General features: G+C 73.8%; 15 protein-coding genes. 11 read left to right on the top strand and 4 right to left on the bottom strand.

Annotated features, from left to right (window positions below):
• The first annotated feature begins 26 nt into the window (after positions 1–26).
• From WMF20_RS27875 to WMF20_RS27865, 3 genes are read left to right on the top strand one after another with little or no spacing between them, the layout of a single operon-like run.
• Complete coding sequence (locus WMF20_RS27875; RefSeq protein ID WP_437604969.1) at positions 27–3,086, top strand: YbcC family protein; 3,060 nt, start codon at positions 27–29, stop codon at positions 3,084–3,086.
• Positions 3,076–4,515 carry a proton-conducting transporter transmembrane domain-containing protein gene (locus WMF20_RS27870; RefSeq protein ID WP_437604968.1) on the top strand — a complete coding sequence of 480 codons (1,440 nt, stop codon included), beginning with the start codon at positions 3,076–3,078 and terminating at the stop codon, positions 4,513–4,515. The genes WMF20_RS27875 and WMF20_RS27870 overlap by 11 nt, the downstream gene beginning before the upstream one ends.
• Complete coding sequence (locus tag WMF20_RS27865) at positions 4,512–6,116, top strand: complex I subunit 4 family protein (RefSeq protein WP_437604967.1); 1,605 nt, start codon at positions 4,512–4,514, stop codon at positions 6,114–6,116. The genes WMF20_RS27870 and WMF20_RS27865 overlap by 4 nt, the downstream gene beginning before the upstream one ends.
• Here the strand turns inward: WMF20_RS27865 and cysK are convergent.
• The gene (gene cysK / locus WMF20_RS27860; protein WP_129581653.1) at positions 6,104–6,994 is read right to left on the bottom strand and encodes a cysteine synthase A; all 891 of its coding nucleotides are present in this window, start codon (positions 6,992–6,994) and stop codon (positions 6,104–6,106) included. The two genes, WMF20_RS27865 and cysK, sit on opposite strands and share 13 nt — an antisense overlap.
• A 204-nt stretch (positions 6,995–7,198) precedes the next feature.
• On the bottom strand, positions 7,199–8,059 hold the full coding sequence (locus WMF20_RS27855) for an endonuclease/exonuclease/phosphatase family protein (RefSeq protein WP_437604966.1): 861 nt from the start codon (positions 8,057–8,059) through the stop codon (positions 7,199–7,201).
• Between the two features lie 112 nt (positions 8,060–8,171).
• Here WMF20_RS27855 and WMF20_RS27850 point away from each other — a divergent pair, with 112 nt between their 5' ends.
• From WMF20_RS27850 to WMF20_RS27840, 3 genes are all read left to right on the top strand, one after another.
• Complete coding sequence (locus tag WMF20_RS27850; protein WP_437604965.1) at positions 8,172–8,603, top strand: hypothetical protein; 432 nt, start codon at positions 8,172–8,174, stop codon at positions 8,601–8,603.
• 147 nt (positions 8,604–8,750) lie between these two features.
• A complete protein-coding gene (locus WMF20_RS27845) occupies positions 8,751–9,749 on the top strand; it encodes an SDR family NAD(P)-dependent oxidoreductase (protein WP_437604964.1) in 999 nt (332 codons plus the stop codon).
• Between the two features lie 74 nt (positions 9,750–9,823).
• The gene (locus WMF20_RS27840; RefSeq protein WP_437604963.1) at positions 9,824–10,969 is read left to right on the top strand and encodes a DegT/DnrJ/EryC1/StrS family aminotransferase; all 1,146 of its coding nucleotides are present in this window, start codon (positions 9,824–9,826) and stop codon (positions 10,967–10,969) included.
• Here WMF20_RS27840 and WMF20_RS27835 read toward each other — a convergent pair.
• Positions 10,958–11,668 carry a nucleotidyltransferase family protein gene (locus tag WMF20_RS27835; RefSeq protein ID WP_437604962.1) on the bottom strand — a complete coding sequence of 237 codons (711 nt, stop codon included), beginning with the start codon at positions 11,666–11,668 and terminating at the stop codon, positions 10,958–10,960. The two genes, WMF20_RS27840 and WMF20_RS27835, sit on opposite strands and share 12 nt — an antisense overlap.
• Positions 11,669–11,855: 187 nt before the next feature.
• Between WMF20_RS27835 and WMF20_RS27830 the strand changes: the two genes are divergently transcribed.
• Both WMF20_RS27830 and WMF20_RS27825 read left to right on the top strand, forming a co-directional pair.
• Complete coding sequence (locus tag WMF20_RS27830) at positions 11,856–12,212, top strand: hypothetical protein (protein WP_437604961.1); 357 nt, start codon at positions 11,856–11,858, stop codon at positions 12,210–12,212.
• Between the two features lie 12 nt (positions 12,213–12,224).
• The gene (locus WMF20_RS27825) at positions 12,225–12,593 is read left to right on the top strand and encodes a hypothetical protein (protein ID WP_237244169.1); all 369 of its coding nucleotides are present in this window, start codon (positions 12,225–12,227) and stop codon (positions 12,591–12,593) included.
• 43 nt (positions 12,594–12,636) lie between these two features.
• Here WMF20_RS27825 and WMF20_RS27820 read toward each other — a convergent pair whose 3' ends face one another.
• On the bottom strand, positions 12,637–13,371 hold the full coding sequence (locus tag WMF20_RS27820) for a tetratricopeptide repeat protein (protein WP_437604960.1): 735 nt from the start codon (positions 13,369–13,371) through the stop codon (positions 12,637–12,639).
• 136 nt (positions 13,372–13,507) lie between these two features.
• Here WMF20_RS27820 and WMF20_RS27815 point away from each other — a divergent pair, with 136 nt between their 5' ends.
• The 3 genes from WMF20_RS27815 to WMF20_RS27805 all read left to right on the top strand — a co-directional run bounded on the left by WMF20_RS27815 (position 13,508) and on the right by WMF20_RS27805 (position 16,078).
• Positions 13,508–13,924: a tellurite resistance TerB family protein gene (locus tag WMF20_RS27815; protein WP_129577289.1), complete on the top strand. Its 417-nt coding sequence runs from the start codon at positions 13,508–13,510 to the stop codon at positions 13,922–13,924.
• 132 nt (positions 13,925–14,056) lie between these two features.
• Complete coding sequence (locus WMF20_RS27810; protein ID WP_237244168.1) at positions 14,057–14,914, top strand: serine/threonine protein kinase; 858 nt, start codon at positions 14,057–14,059, stop codon at positions 14,912–14,914.
• Between the two features lie 48 nt (positions 14,915–14,962).
• Positions 14,963–16,078 carry a pyridoxal-phosphate-dependent aminotransferase family protein gene (locus tag WMF20_RS27805; protein WP_437604959.1) on the top strand — a complete coding sequence of 372 codons (1,116 nt, stop codon included), beginning with the start codon at positions 14,963–14,965 and terminating at the stop codon, positions 16,076–16,078.
• Positions 16,079–16,087 lie beyond the last annotated feature (9 nt).

The raw sequence follows: 16,087 nt of genomic DNA, 5'->3' as shown, positions 1-16,087 counted from the left end.
GAACCACCTTAATCTCCGGGATCGCCATGGACAGCGAGCTCTCTCAGGATCTCCGCGCGAGCGCCGCCCGACAGGCGCGCCTCGGCGACGTGGTCGAGCACGCCGGGCACCTCCTGCCAGCGCAGGGGCCCATCGGCGTGTTCGTCCACCACAACACGCTGCACGCATTCCAGCACCTGCCGTTCCACGACGCGCTCGCCGCGGCGAGCGCCGTCTTCGAGGCCGAGCCGTACCTCTCGGAGGCGGATTACCGCGCGCACATCGCCTCGGGGCGGATCGGCGACGAGGACATCGAGGCGGCCCTCGCCGCGCGCTTCGCCGCGCTCCCGGACGAGCGGCGAGGCCCGCTGTCCCGGCACGAGATCGAGCGGCTCGCGCTGCGCCATCCGATCGAGGCGGAGACCGCGGCGGGCCTCGCGTGGCGCATCTCCGAGGCGGGCGAGACGCGGAGGCTCCGGGCCGACGTCCCCGTCGAGCGGCGCCGGCGCATCCTGGAGAGCTCGGAGCGCTGGCTCGAGGCGCTCCCCGAGGCCGCGGCGCGCCTCCGCGACCAGGGCGGCCTCGATCCGGAGCCGCGCGCCGCGCTCGCGCTCTGGGACGCGTGCCGCGCCGTGCAGCTGCCGCCCGCCCCGCCCGCGGAGCCGCCGCTCGTCGACCGCGTGGGCGAAGGCCGGTCGCACCGCGATCTGCTGCTCGCGCTGGCCGGCGAGGATCCGGCCGAGCTCGTCGATCCGCTCCTGATCCGGCTCCTCGCCGCCTACCTCGACGAGGGCGTCGCGCACTGGGCGATGCCCGATCGAGCGCAGGGGCTGTGGCGCTGCTTCCGCGACATGGCGCTCGAGGGCGCGCGGCTCGCTGCCCCGGCCTTCCAGGGGCTCGACGAGGAGCTCCGTCAGCTCGACGCGGCAGGGCTCCCGCCGCCCGCGATCGCGGTCCGCGCCCTCGACGAGCTCGGGGTGCCCGAGGCTCGCTGGGAGGGATACGTGACCCGCGTGCTGCTCGAGCTCCCGGGCTGGGCCGGCATGATCCACCGCCTCGAGCACACCCCGAGCGATCGGCCCCCGGGATCGCCGCCCGCGTCGCTGGTCGAGTACCTCGCCGTCCGCCTGACCCTCGCCCGGTACGCGCTGCGCGACGTCGCGCGCCGGCGGCTCGGCTACGCGGGGCCCCTCGCCGGGCTCGTCGAGCACGCCCGGCGCGCCGTGCGGCCGCCGGCGCCGCCGCCCTGCTCGCCCGACCACGATCGGCCGTTCCGCCTGTTTCAGCTCGCGCAGCTCGCCGGCCTGTCGGCCGCCGAGATCGAGCCGCTGCCTGTGGCGGACCGCGTCTGGGCGCTGTCGGCGCTCGAGGCGTTCGACGCGATCGCGCGGCGCCGCGTCCTGCACGAGGCCTACGAGCATCACCACCGGGTCGAGGCGCTGCACGGGATCGCCGTGAGCCTGCGCCGCCCGGAGGAGGAGCGCGCGGTGAAGGAGCCCCGCTTCCAGGTCGCGTTCTGCATCGACGATCGCTGCGAGGGGCTCCGGCGGCATTTCGAGGAGCTCTCGCCGCGGCACGAGACCTTCGGCGTGGCCGGGTTCTTCGGCGTGCCGATCCGCTACCGCGGGCTCGACGACGCCGGCCACGCGAGCCTCTGCCCGGTCGGGGTGGAGCCGGCGCACGAGATCGTCGAGCGGCCGCACGAGGAGGAGGCGGGCCGCCGAAGGCAGGCCCGCCGCAGGCGCTGGGCGCGGCTCCTGCACACGCTCGGGCGCGGCTCGCGCACGCTGGCGCGCGGCGTGCTCCTCACGCCGACCCTGGGCCTGCTCTCCACGATCCCGCTCCTGGGACGCGTCCTGTTTCCTCGGGCGACGGCGCGGCTGCGCCGCGCGCTCGAGCGGCGCCTGCTCCCGGCCGTGCCGACGCGGCTCCTCAGCCCGCACGACGAGGGCTCCGCCGCGGCCGGCGCGGGGCGGCCGTTCACCGCCGCGGAGAAGGCGGCCCGGGTGGCCGTCACGCTGGAGAACATGGGGCTCACCCGCGGCTTCGCGCCGATCGTGGCGGTGCTCGGCCACGGATCGACCAGCGTGAACAACCCGCACCAGTCGGCGTACGACTGCGGCGCCTGCGGCGGCCGCCACGGCGGCCCGAACGCGCGGCTGTTCGCGGCCATGGCGAACGACCCCGAGGTCCGCGCCCTGCTCCGCGGCCGGGGGATCGACATCCCGGACGGGAGCTTCTTCGTCGGCGGCATGAACAACACGACGACGGACGAGATCGTCCTCTACGACCAGCACCTCGCGCCGGCGTCGCACCGCGCCGAGCTCGCGGCGCTCTCCGGCGCCCTGGACGCGGCGCGCGCGCTGCACGCGCACGAGCGCTGCCGTCGCTTCGCGTCGGCGCCGGCCGAGGGCGGCCCCGCGCGGGCGCTCGCGCACGTCGAGGCGCGCGCCGCCGACCTCAGCGAGGCCCGGCCCGAGCTCGGGCACGTGACCAACGCCGTCTGCGTGGTCGGCCGCCGCGCGCTCACCCGCGGGCTGTTCCTGGACCGCAGGGCGTTCCTCGTCTCGTACGACCCGACCCAGGACCCGAGCGGCGCGATCCTCGAGCGCGTCCTGCTCGCGGTCGGCCCGGTCGGGGCGGGGATCAACCTCGAGTACTACTTCTCCTGCGTCGACAACCGCCGTTACGGCGCCGGCACCAAGCTGCCGCACAACCTGGTCTCGCTGCTCGGGGTCATGGAGGGATCGCTGAGCGACCTGCGCACCGGGCTGCCGAAGCAGATGATCGAGATCCACGAGCCGGTGCGCCTGCTCGTCGTCGTGGAGGCGAGCACGGAGACGGCCGCCGCGCTCTGCGCGCGGCAGCCGGCCCTGCGCGAGCTCATCTGCAACGGCTGGATCCAGCTCGCCTGCGTCGATCCGGACACGCGCCGGATCGCGCATTTCACGGGGGACGGCTTCGCGCCGTTCTCGCCCCCGGACGACCTTCTGCCCGAGGTCCAGCGCTCCGCCGACTGGTACGCCGGGCGGTCCGGCTTCGTCCCGCCTGCGCTCATCCGCGCCGCGTCCGCGCGGCCACGCGAGGTCGCCCACCATGCTGTCTGACGTGCTGCTCGGCGAGCTCGCCGCGCTGGCTGTGCTCTCCCCGGCGGCGGCCTTCGCCGCGCTCGGGGCCTACCTGCTGCTCCTCCGCACGCCGAGCGAGCGCGTCGTGTCGCGCGCCGTGCTGTCCGCGCTCTCGGTCTCGCTCGCGGCGTCGCTGGCGATCTGGGGCTCGGCCGTCGCGGCGCCCTACGCGTTCCTCCCGGTGAAGCTCGGCCACTGGTTCGAGACCCGGAGCTACGCGTTCGAGCTCGTCCTGCTCGTCGATCGGCTGTCGGCGACGATGATGGTGCTCGTCTCGCTGATCGCGCTCACGGTCGGCCGGTTCTCGGTGGCGTACCTGCACCGCGAGCCGGGGTTCGCGCGGTTCTTCCTGCTCCTCGCGCTGTTCTCGACGGGCATGCTGGCGCTCGTGTCGGCGGGCACCGTCGACCTGCTCTTCGCCGGCTGGGAGCTCGTCGGCGTGACGAGCGTGCTGCTCGTGGCCTTCTTCCACGAGCGCGAGGCGCCGCCGCGGGCCGCGGTGCGCGTCTTCATCACCTACCGGCTCTGCGACGTCGGGCTGCTCGGGGGCGCGGTGCTCATGCACGATCTCGCCCACTCCTCGCAGTGGGGCGAGGTGTTCGGCGGCGCCCCCTGGCCCGGGGCCGCGGCGTCGCTCGGCCCCGGCGCGGCCACGGCGCTCGCGCTTTGCCTGTTCCTCGCCGCCATGGGCAAGAGCGCGCAGTTCCCGCTGGGGAGCTGGCTGCCGCGGGCCATGGAGGGGCCGACGCCGTCGAGCGCGCTCTTCTACGGCGCGATCTCGGTGCACGCGGGGGTGTACCTCATGCTGCGCGTGGCCCCGCTGCTCCAGCGCTCGCTGGCCGCGAGCGCGGTCATCGCCTGCGTCGGGGCGGCGACGGCCGTCTACGGCACGATGGTGGGACGCGTGCAGGCGGACGTGAAGAGCGCCCTGGCGCACGCGACGATGACGCAGGTGGGGCTCATGTTCGTGGAGATCGGGCTCGGGCTCTACTGGCTCGCGCTCGTCCACCTGTTCGCGCACGCGTGCCTGCGCTGCCTCCAGATGCTGCGCGCCCCGTCGGCGCTCCGCGACGCGCAGGAGATCCGGGCCGCGCACGCCGGTGAGCCGCTGCCGCCCCTCGGGCTCGCCGCCCGCGTGCTGCCGGCGGCGCTCGTGCGGCGCGCGTACTGGCTCTCCCTCGATCGCTTCCACCTCGAGGCGCTGCAGGAGCGGCTCGTCGCCGCGCCGCTGATGCGCGTCGGGCGCGTGCTCGACCGGCTCGAGCGCCGGTGGGTGGCGGCGCTGAGCGGCTGGCCTGAGCGCGCCGCCGCCGAGCCGGGGGAGCCGGACGCGCACGCGCCCGGCGCGCCCGAGCGCGCGATGGCCTTCGAGCCCGCCGCGAGCGACCGGAAGGGGGCGCGGACATGAGCGCCTTTCCGCTCCTCGGGGCGCTCGTCCTCACGCCGGCGGTCGCGGCGCTCTTCGCCTCTCGGTCGCGCAGCGACGAGGGCGCGCGCCGCGCGGCCGTCGTCGGCGCGGCGCTCACCCTGCTCCTCTCGCTCGCGCCGCTCGCGCTCTCGCGCGCCGGCGTCGCGCTCGCCGCCGGGGGGCCCGCCCTGCCGCTCCTCGGCGCGCGCCTCCGGCTCGGCGTCGACGGCTACACCATCGCCCTGCTCCCGCTGCTCGGCTTCGTCCTGCTCGCCCTGGTCGCCGCGGGCCCGCGCGCCGCGGTCGACCGGCCGGCCGCCACGGCGCTGCTCGCCACCGGGAGCGCCATCCTCGGCGTCTTCTGCGCGCTCGATCTCGCGGTGCTCGCGGCGGCGTGGATCGCCGCGCTCGTGCCGATCGAGCGCCTGATCGCCAGGAAGGGCGGCGCCCCGGACCCGCTCCTCCGGCGCACCTGCCGCATCTTCCTGCTGGGCGGCACGGCGCCGCTCGCCCTCGCGATCGGCGCCATGGCGGTGCTCGCCGCGCGCCGCGGGGCGGCCCTGCCGTTCGACATCGACGAGATCTCCCGCGCCGGTGTCCCCGAGGCGTGGCAGTCGCCGCTCTTCGCGCTCGTCGGGATCGCCGTGCTGATGCGCATGGCCGCGGTGCCGTTCCACGGCTGGCTGCCCGTGCTGCTCGAGCGCGGGCCGCTCGGCGTCACCGTCCTGCTCGCCGAGATGCAGGTCGGCGTCTGCGTGCTCCTGCGCGTCGGCGCGGCGCTCCTGCCCGCGGGCTGCGCCGAGGGCATGCCCATCCTCGCCGTCCTCGGCCTGGTCAGCGCCCTGCACGGCGCCGTGCTCGCGCTCGTCCAGACCGATCTGCGCCGGATGCTCGGCTACCTCGTGGCGAGCCAGAAGGGGCTCGTGCTCCTCGGGCTCGCCTCGCTGAGCCGGGAGAGCGTGAGCGGCGCGCTCCTCCAGAGCGTCGCCTCGTCGATCGCGCTCACCGGGCTCGCGATGGTCGTCGGAGCGCTGGAGGCGCGCGCTGGCACGGCCGATACGCGGGCGCTCGGCGGCCTCGTGGCCCGGACGCCGCGCATGGCCGCCTTCTTCTTCCTGCTCGCGTGCGCGGCGATCGGGATGCCGGGGGCGCTCTCGTTCGTGAGCGAGGACCTGCTCCTGCACGGAATTTTGCACATCCATCCCGTGCTCTCGGTGCTGGCGCTGACGGCGGCGGCGCTCAACGGGATCACGCTGTTCCGCGCGTTCCAGCGCGTTTTCCTGGGCCCGCTGCGGCGCGACCTGCAGGGCGCCTCGCTGGAGGCGCTCCTGTTCCGCGAGCGGGCGTTCCTGCTGGCGACGGTGGCGCTCACCGTGGTGCTCGGCGTCGCGCCGGGGCGGCTGCTCGCGCTGCACGAGCCGATGGTCGACCAGGTCCTCCACGGCGTCGCCCGCGCCGCGGCGGCGCGCGCCTCGGCGGCGGCGAGCCGCCGCGCCGTCGCCGATGCTGGCCAGGGCTCCTCGTCCGCGAGGGCGGGCGTCACGGCGGGCCTCGCGGGCGCGCAGCGCGCGCCGGGGCCGGGCGCGGCTCAGAGCAGGTAGCGCTCCCCCGAGTCGGGCAGGACGGTCACGATCGTGCCGTGCACCTTGCGCGCGATCTCCACGGCGGCGTGGACGTTGGCGCCCGAGCTCGGCCCGACGAGGAGGCCCTCCTCGCGGGCGAGCCGCCGCACCATGCGGGACGCGCCCGCCTCGGTCACGGTGAGGATCTCGTCGATCAGCGAGCGCTCGAGGATCGCCGGCACGAAGCCGGGGCCGAGGCCCTGGATGCCGTGGGCGCCGGGGCCTCGGCCCGAGAGCACGGCGCTCTTCGCCGGCTCGACGGCGCAGATGCGGACCGCGGCGCCGAGCCGATCCCGGAGCACGCGCCCGCAGCCGGTCAGGGTGCCGCCGGTGCCCACGCCGGCGACGAACGCCGCGATGTCGCCGCCGGTCTGCTCGAGGATCTCGAGGCCCGTGGCGCGCGCGTGCGCGCCGGGGTTCGCCGGGTTCTGGAACTGCTGGCTCATCCAGGCGCCGGGGGTCGCCTGGCAGATCTCGATCGCGCGGGCGACCGCGCCGGCCATGCCCTGGCCCTCGGGCGTGAGGACGATCTCGGCGCCGTAGGCGCGGAGGATGTGCCGGCGCTCCACGCTCATGTCCTCGGGCATGACCACCACGCAGCGGTAGCCGCGCACGGCGGCGATCATCGCGAGGCTGATCCCGGTGTTGCCGCTCGTCGCCTCGACGATGGTCGACCCTTTCCCGAGGGCCCCTTCGCGCTCGGCGCAGAGCACCATGCCGAGCGCGGCCCTGTCCTTGACGCTGCCGCCCGGGTTCATCGACTCGAGCTTGCCGTAGATGACGCCGCCCCCCTCGGGCGAGATCCGGGCGAGGCGGACGAGCGGCGTGCCGCCGATGAGCGACAGCGCGTCCGGCACGACCGGACCGACGCGCACGGGGGCAGCGGGCGAGGGAGCCGAGCGCTCGCCGGGAGCGTCGGGCGGGCTCGGCGGGCCGCCGCCCGGGGCTCGAGGGGACGACATGACGCCAGTGTACACGTGAACAGGGCATCCTCGAGGAGGCCCGGGCCCTGACGGGTTCCGTGCCCCAGAAATCCCGCCAGGGATCGCTGGCGCGCGGCGCTAGAACGAGATCTCCGACAGCACCCCGTAGTGATCCGAGGCGGCGACGCCGTCCTCGATCTCCTCGAAGACGACCCGCGACGAGAGCGGCTTGCCGCGGCCTTGCTCGTCCGCGCCCCGGACGAAGATGTAGTCGATGCGGCGCGGGTACTCCTTCGTGATGGCCGCGAACGGGTTCCGCACGGGATCGAAGGTGAACCCGGGCCCGTTGCCCGCCTGTTCGAAGGTGTCGGCGAAGTACACGCTCTTCTGGTTCAGGCTCTGCAGCCCCTTCATGAACCGGATCTCCGCGGCCTCGGGCTGCGCGTTGAAGTCGCCGACCACGATGGGCGGCAGGCCCGCCATGGGCGCCTCGCGCATGACGATCTCGGCCACGGCCGCGACCTGCGCCTCGCGCACGACGCCGTGGTCGAACTGCCAGTCCAGGTGGGTGACGAAGAACGGGATCACGCCGCGCGGCGACGCGAGCTCGGCGAGCAGGATCGAGCGCTTCTGGTCGGTCTCGCCCGTGGGCAAGGGGAACGCCTGGCTCCGCCCGATCGGCCAGCGCGACAGCACCGCGTTGCCGAAGAGCACGCCGCCGCCGAGGTCGTGCGCCGCGCCGAACGCGATCTCGTAGCCGAGCCCCTCGGCGATGTCGTCGGCCAGCGACCGGCCCTCGTACGACATCACCTCCTGGAGCCCGACCACGTCGGGATCGAGCTCGCGAAGCCCCTTCCGGATGAGGGCGAGGCGCGCCTCCCACGGGTCGTGGCGGTTCCAGATGTTCAGGGTGAGCACCCGCAGGGAGCTCCGGGCAGCCGCGCCGGAGCCGTCGTGCGCGGCGCCGCCGGCCCCGGAGACTTCTAGAGGACGATCCATACCGACGGGCTACGCCAGCTGCGCGTCCGAATCCAGCCGTGATACGAAGGGGCCCGGCGCAAGCCGCTCCCCTTCCGGCGCGGAAGGGCGATCTTGACCGGGAGAACCCTGAATGATCGCGTGTGCTCCTCGAAGGGGGCGGCCTGGAACGGCCTCCTCCCGATCTCGAACCCCGCTCCGCCTGGCCGGGGGCCTGCTCCTGTTCGCGCTGCTCGCCGGCTGCGAGAGCAAGATGGACCCGAAGGAGTGCGACAAGCTCCGCGGCGACGCCTTCGAGATGGTGAACAAGGCGCAGCACTGCAACACGGACGCCGACTGCCGCCAGAGCGAGTGGCCGGGCTGCGCGAAGCCCATCAGCAATGCGACCTTCGACAAGATCAAGCCCCTCGCGGAGAGCTACAAGACGGGCAAGTGCGAGGAGCCCAAGGTCGACTGCAAGAGCCCGCCGGAGTCCTACTGCAAGCAGGGGCTCTGCGTGCACCGCGAGCTCGGCACGACCGAGGGGGCGGGCAACACGCCCACCGACCAGATCCAGATCCAGTGATCGCGGCCGCACCGCCGGGCCGCGAGCGCCCCGGCGGCGCTGCCCGGCGGCGCCGCGCAGGCCGCCGTGCCGCGCCGCCGGGCGCGAACCGGCGCGCCGCCTCGGTACGCGCTTGACGCGCGCACCCGCAGGGGCCACGGACGCGCCGTGAGCGAAGGCTTCTATCGCGGCAAGCGCGTCGTCGTGACCGGCGCCGGCGGGTTCATCGGCAGCCACCTCGTCGAGGCGCTGGTCCGGGAGGGCGCGCGCGTGCGGGCGCTCGTCCGGTACGCGTCGGGCTCGCGGCGCGGGCACCTCGACCGGCTCCCCGAGGACGCCCTCGCGCAGGTGGAGGTCGTCCCCGGCAACGTCGAGGACGCGGGCGCGGTCCGGTCGCTCGTGCGCGGTGCCGACGTCGTGTTCCACCTCGCGGCCCTGATCGGGATCCCGTACTCGTACGTGGCCCCGCAGCAATACGTGGCGACGAACGTGCAGGGCACGCTGAACGTCCTCGAGGCGGCGCGCGAGCACGGCGCGCGCGTGGTCCACACCTCGACGAGCGAGACCTACGGCACCGCGCGCTACACGCCCATCGACGAGGCCCACCCCCTGACCGGCCAGTCCCCGTACTCGGCCACCAAGATCGGCGCCGACAAGCTCGCCGAGAGCTACCACCTCTCCTTCGGCCTCGAGGTCGCGACCATCCGGCCGTTCAACACCTACGGCCCGCGGCAGTCGTCGCGCGCGATCATCCCGAGCGTGATGCAGCAGCTCGCCGCCGGGAGCGCCGCGATCCGCATCGGGAGCACCGCGCCCGTGCGGGACCTCAACTTCGTGACCGACACCGTGGCCGGCTTCCTCCTCGTCGGCTCGAGCGCGCGGGCCGTGGGGCAGACGCTCAACGTGGGGAGCGGGCGCGCCATCTCCATCGGCGATCTCGTCCGGCTCATCTTCGAGGTGACCGGCAAGCGCGCGGAGCTCGTGACGGACGGGGCTCGGGTTCGCCCCGACGCGAGCGAGGTCATGGTGCTGCTCGCCGACTTCCGCCGCGCCGCGGAGCTCGTCGGCTACGCGCCCCGCGTGCCGCTCGAGGAGGGGCTCGCGCGCACGTACGCGTATATCGAGCGCCACCTCGCCGATTACCGGCCCCGCGAGTACGCGATCTGACGCACGACGCCGCGCCGGCAGGGCGGGCGCCCCGCGCGCCGGCCGCGCGCCGCCGGCGGGATGGATGGAACGCCATGTGGAAGATACCTCTCAGCGATCTCTCGTTCGGGCCTGAAGAAGCGGAGGCCGCGCGCGAGGTCGTCGCGTCGGGCTGGCTGACGATGGGGGAGCGGACGGCGCAGTTCGAGCAGAAGCTCGGCGAGGCGCTCGGCTCCCCGCGGGTGCTCGCCGTGACGAACTGCACCGCCGCGCTGCACCTCGCGTACACGGCGCTCTCCGTGGGCCCCGGCGACGAGGTGATCTGCCCGAGCCTCACGTTCGTGGCGACCGCCAACGCCGCGCTCCTGTGCGGCGCGAACGTCGTGCTCGCCGACATCGTCGGCGACGGCGACCTCGGGGTCGACCCCGCCGACATCGCCCGCAAGATCACCCCGAGGACGCGGGCGATCGCGGTCGTCCACTACGCCGGCTACCCCTGCGACATGGACGCGATCTCCGCGATCGCGGCCGAGCGGGGGATCGCCGTGGTCGAGGACGCGGCGCACGCGCCGCTGGCGAGCTACCGCGGCAGGGCGCTCGGGACGCTGGGCGACGTCGGCTGCCTGAGCTTCTTCTCGAACAAGAACCTCGCGGTCGGCGAGGGGGGCGCCGTGATCGCGAAGGACGACGCGCTCCTCGCGCGCATGCGGCTCCTCCGCGCGCACGGGATGACGACGCTGACCCTCGACCGGCACAAGGGGCACGCCTTCACGTACGACGTGATGGCCGCGGGCATGAACTACCGCATCGACGAGATCCGCAGCGCCATCGGCGTCGTGCAGCTCGGCCGGCTCGCGGCGGGCAACGCGCGGCGGCGGGCGCTCGCGGCGCGCTACCACGAGCGCCTCGCCGGCGTGCCGGGCGTCGGGCTCCCGTACCGCGACTTCTACGCCCGCGGGGTCGGGGAGAGCGCGCACCACCTCATGCCGGTGCTCCTGCCCGAGGGCGCCTCGCGCGAGGCCGTGATGGAGGCCATGAAGGCGCGCGGCGTCCAGACGAGCGTGCACTACACGCCGATCCACCGCTTCTCGCACCACGGCGCCTCGGACCGGGTGCGCAAGGAGGGGCTCGCGCGCACGGACGCGATCGCCGGCCGCGAGCTCACGCTCCCGCTGCACCCGCGCATGCCGGACGCCGACGTCGACGCCGTGTGCGAGGCGCTCGCCGCGTCACTCCGGTAGGTACCGCTGCCGGTGCTCCTCGAACTCCTCCTGCGCCTCGGCGAAGTCGTCGCTCCTGCCGATGTCGAGCCAGTGGCCCCGGAAGGGGAAGGTGGCCACCTGCTCGCCGGCGTCGAGCAGCGCGTGCATGAGGTTGTCGAACCCGAACGGCCGGCCCTCCGGGATGAAGCGGAGCACGGCGCGGCTCATCGCGTAGATACCCATGCTGACCCAGAACGTGTACGTGGGCTTCTCGCGGAAGCCGACGACGCGCCCCTCCGGGCCGAGGTCGAGCACGCCCAGGTCGATCTTCGAGGCGCGCTCGCAGACCGCGACGGTGAGCGGCGATCCGGCCGACTCGCCCGTGCGGTGGAGCGCCGCGAAGTCGAGATCGCAGAGGATGTCGCCGTTCATCACGAGGAAGCGCTCCGGCAGGTCCCGCTCGATGACCCGGAGCGGGCCCACGGTCCCGAGCGGCGCCTCCTCGCGCTGGTAGGAGATGCGCAGCCCGTACCGGCTCCCCTCGCCGACGACCGCCTCGATGAGGGCGGCCTGGTGGCCGACGCACATCACCACGTCGGTCACCCCGGCGCGCGTGAGCTGCCGGAGGAGGATCTCGACGATGGTGTGATCGCCGATCGGCATCAGCGGCTTCGGGATCAGGGCGGTGTAGGGGCGGAGCCGGGAGCCTTTGCCGCCGGCGAGCACGACTGCCTTCATGCGGTGACGTATACCCACGCGCTGCTCGGACGGGGGACCATTCCGCAGAATTTCGCGCTCGTCCGGCCCGCCGCTCCCTCTCCGATTGACTCTCTTCCAGCTGCTCTTTAGTGATGGAGAGCGTCCCGCGGCAGGTCAGCCCCTGCGCGGCGCGGTTCAACCTTCACAGGCGGCTTGGGCAGCAATCATGACGATGGTACCCCCGTCCCGTACCCCCGGAAGGAAGCGCCGGAAGCTCGGATATCGCGGCAGCGGCACCTTCGCCATGTGCAGCGCCGGCCCGCACCCGGGCGGCCCGCTGTTCCGGCAGCTCTGCACGCTCGCCGATCGCTTCTCCGCGTGCGAGGACGACCCGGCCGCGGCGCAGATCGGGAGCGTGCTCTCGCTGCTCGCCTTCTACGCGACAAAGCCGAACGACCGGGATTTCCGGCTGTCGTTCGGCTCCTTCGTCATGGATCTCGCCGTCGCCGACGAGGAGCGGGCGCGGGCTCGGGCTCAGGGGGACGGGCCCATCCCCTACCGGCGCCCGCTCCTGGCTCGTTGACCTGGGCTGCTGATGAGCGCTCGAGAGTTACCCACGCGCCCGGCGGGGCGCAGCAAGCGGACGACATCGGCCTCGGTCGTGCTGATCGTGAGCGCGAGCGAGCAGCTCGCGGAGCGCTGCCGCCGGCTGGTCTTCGTCGAGGGCGCCGACCTGCTCGCGTGCGATCTCGTGTCGCTGCGCGGGAGCGCGGCGTGGCTGCACCCGCTGGCCATCGTGATGACCCAGGACGTGCGGGCGTTCGATCCCGAGGGGTTCATGGAGCTGTCGCGGCGCATCGGCGCCGAGCTTGTGGTGCTCCCCTCCGAGACCGTCTCGGATACGCAGCTCACCGCGATGATCACCGCGGCGCTGGACATCGCTCAGCGGCGCCGGACGGACTGACGCCAGGCGAGGCCGCCGGACCGACGGACGGCCGGCGGGCGCGTCACTCGCGCGGCGGGAGGACGTCGCCGGACTTGCTCGCCAGCAAGCACCCCTCGTCGAGGCCGAGCTTGCACGCCTTCGTGAACAGCTCGACCGCCTTCTGGGAGTCGCGCTCCACGCCCTCGCCCTGCGCGTGGAGGTGCCCGAGCTCGACGCAGGCGAGGGCGTTGCCGCGCTCGCAGACGCGCTGGAACAGCGCGGCCGCGCGCCCGGGATCGGCGCTGGCGCCCTGGCCGCGGAGGTAGGCCCTGCCGGCCGCGAGGCACCCGAGGTTCGCGCCCGCGTGGCACGCGCGCGCGTGCCAGTAGAGCGCCGCCTCGTCCGCATCGCTCGCCCCATCGCCGCCGTCCGCGCGCGCGAGCCGGTCGTGGTACGCGTCGCCGAGCCGCAGGCAGCCGCGCGCGCTCCCCTCCGTGCACGCCTCGTGGAACAGCCCCACGGCCCGCTCCACGTCGATCGAGACGATCTCTCCGCCCAGGTACATCGACCCGAGCGTCACGCAGTCCTCGATCTGGTGGTCGGCGCAGCCGTTCGTGCAGCCGATGAGATCGTCCCGCTCGCAGGGCAGCCGGAGCGGCGGTGGGGGGGGTTCGGCCGGCGCCGCGGCGGGCGGCGCCGCCGCGGGGGCAGGCCGGGTGGGCCCCGCGGCGTGGCGCGGCGTGGTCGCGGCCGCGCCGCCGCAGCCGCAGAGGAGGAGCGCGCCGACGAGCATCTGGGCGAGTTCGCGCACGTGCATGCTCGAACTCATGACACACCGCTCGACCTCCCCCAACGCTGCCCGCCGCTGCGTTCGTCCTGGACGCGCTGACGGGAGCGGACGCTCCGGGCTGGTCCCCGGCCGGGCCTCGGTGTAGACGGAGCCGATGCCGCTCATGAGCCCTCCTCCGCTGCAAACGCTCGACGAGCCCAACCTCGAGGCGCTCGTGGAGCTGATGTTCCTCGCGGCCTTCGCCGACGGCGAGTTCAGCCAGGAGGAGAAGGTGCATTTCTCCCGGAGCGTCGAGTCGCTCACGGACCGCCGCATCCCCCAGAGCACGATGGATGAGCTCATCCGCACCGTGGTGGAGCAGCTCCAGAAGGAGGGGCGGGCCGCACGGCTCGCGTCGCTCAAGGAGCGGCTCGCCACCCCGCAGGCGCGGAAGGTCGCCTTCTCCCTGGCCGCCCAGGTCGTGGTCGCCGACGGGATCGTCAGGAACAGCGAGCGCGAGCTCCTCCTCGACGTCGCCGCGGCGCTCGAGCTCGATCAGACCGAGGCGGCGGACGTCGTGCGGAGGCTCGCCGCCTCCTGAGCGCCCGGCCGCCCGCGGCGCGCTGCGCCCGGGGCGCCCTGGGGTCGGCCCTGCCGCGGGGGCCGCTACAGGGCGAGGCGAGCGCCGCGGGGTGAACGGGCACCGCCGTTTTCGGTTACGATGGCGTCCGCCGTGACCTGGTCCTCCACTGGCAGTTTCCTGCTCCCGTTTCCCGTGCCGGGCTCAGCGCTGACCTCCACCCGGGGCACCTACGTGATCGGAGCGCTCATCGGCGACGGTCAGTATGGCTCGGTCTACGAGTGCAGCGGGCCGTTCGACCAGGTGTACGCCCTGAAGATGCTGCGGCCGGCGAACAAGCCCTACCAGGTCGTCAAGGAGGAGTGGTCGCGCGAGATGCTCCGCCTGGAGAGCTTCCGCCACCCGAACATCGTCTACATCCACGATGCGTTCGAGGTGAACTACCTCTTTTACCTGGCGCTCGAGCGGTGCGACACGAGCCTCCGGGCGCTGCTCGGCACCCCGTTCCAGCCGCCGCTGCTCCTGGAGCTCGCGCGTCAGCTCCTCATGACGCTGCAGTACCTGCACGACAACGGCGTCGTGCACGCCGACCTGCACGCGGGCAACGTGCTCATCTCCCAGCTCGACCACAAGCCGCTCGTCAAGCTCACCGACTTCGGCGTGGCCCACCAGCTCGACGGCGTCACCCGCTGGTTCCGCCCGCAGGTCGCGAACCCGAAGATCCTCGTGCCCGAGCTCGTGACGGCGGGCTACACGACGACGCAGAGCGACCTCTACCAGCTCGGGCTGCTCATGTACCAGATGCACACCGGCCAGCCGGCCATCGACGTGAACGCCCCCTACGAGGAGATCACGCGGCAGATCGCCGAGGGCGCCCCGCGGCAGAAGGCCGAGGCGCTCGGCACGCCGCTGAGCCAGGTGATCGCCAAGCTGCTGCGCCGCCGCGACGCTTACCGCTACTACTCCGCGCGCGACGTCTGGGACGACCTGCGGCAGCTCCGCTGGGCGTAGCGCAATCTCCGCTGCGCCCGTCGCGCGTTCCGGGCTACACCTCGCCGCATGGTCGCCGCCGCCACGCCACGCGTCGTCTCGCTCACGCCCGCGGTGTTCCACCTGCCGGACGCGGTGAACCAGGTCTCGCGCACCTACGGGGAGAGCCCGATCGTCCCGCGCGGACCCCGGCTCCGGCCGCTGCTCGACCGCGCCCGGCGCGGCATCGTCGAGGCCCTCGGCGCGCCCGGCTACGAGGCGATCCTCCTCACGGGCTCGGGCTCGACGGCGATGGCCGCCGTGCTCGGCTCCTGCCTGCGGCGCGACGAGCGGCTCCTCGTCGTCCGGAACGGCGCCTACGGCGACAGGATCTTCGAGTTCGCTGGGGCGCTCGGCCAGCCGGTCCTGGACATGTGCCTGCCCTACGGCGAGCGCCCGGATCTGGCGAAGATCGAGGCCATCCTCGCGGCGGACGAGGTCGACGCGGTGGCCATGGTCTACGGCGGCACGTCGACGTGCACGCTGAACCCCGTGCCCGAGGTCGGTGAGCTCGCCCGGAAATACGGCAAGAAGCTGCTCATCGACGGCATCAGCGCGCTCTTCGTCGAGCCCTTGGTCCTCGAGGGCTCGGGCATCGCCGCGGTGATGGGCTCCTGCAACAAGGGCCTCCACAGCCACCCGAACCTGACCATGGCGCTGGTCCGCAAGGACCTGCTCGCCGAGATGGAGCGGATCCCCGCGCGCGTCCCGAGCCTGGAGCTCCACAAGACCTGGCGCGCCCAGCAGGGCGGCGCGCACCCGTACACGATCGATCCGATGAGCCTGTGCCAGGTGATCGCGGCGCTCGATCACCTCGCCGCTACCGGCGGCGTCGCCGGGCGGCACGCCGTCTACCAGGCGCGCTGCGCGATTTTGCGGCCGGGCTACGAGCGGCTCGGGCTGAAGATCGCGCGCTGGGAGAACATGCCGCTCCAGTCGATCGGGACGGCGCTGCACCTGCCGGCGCGGAGGACGTACGATGAAATGGCGGGCCGGCTCGCCAGCGAGCCGGTCGACGGCCACGTGTTCGAGATCTACGCGGCCCAGGGGAAGCTCTCGAACCAGCTGTTCAGGATCTTCCACATGGGCGAGTACCCGCTCGAGGTCTACGAGATCTTTCTCAAGGCCCTCGCGCGCGTCATCTGAGCCAGGCGC

Origin of the sequence: Sorangium sp. So ce834 (assembly GCF_051521425.1) — a bacterium.
Taxonomy (GTDB): Bacteria; Myxococcota_A; Polyangia; order Polyangiales; family Polyangiaceae; genus Sorangium; species Sorangium cellulosum_D.
The sequence above is the reverse complement of the archived record's forward strand: the minus strand, read 5'-3'. Positions and strand labels throughout refer to the sequence as shown.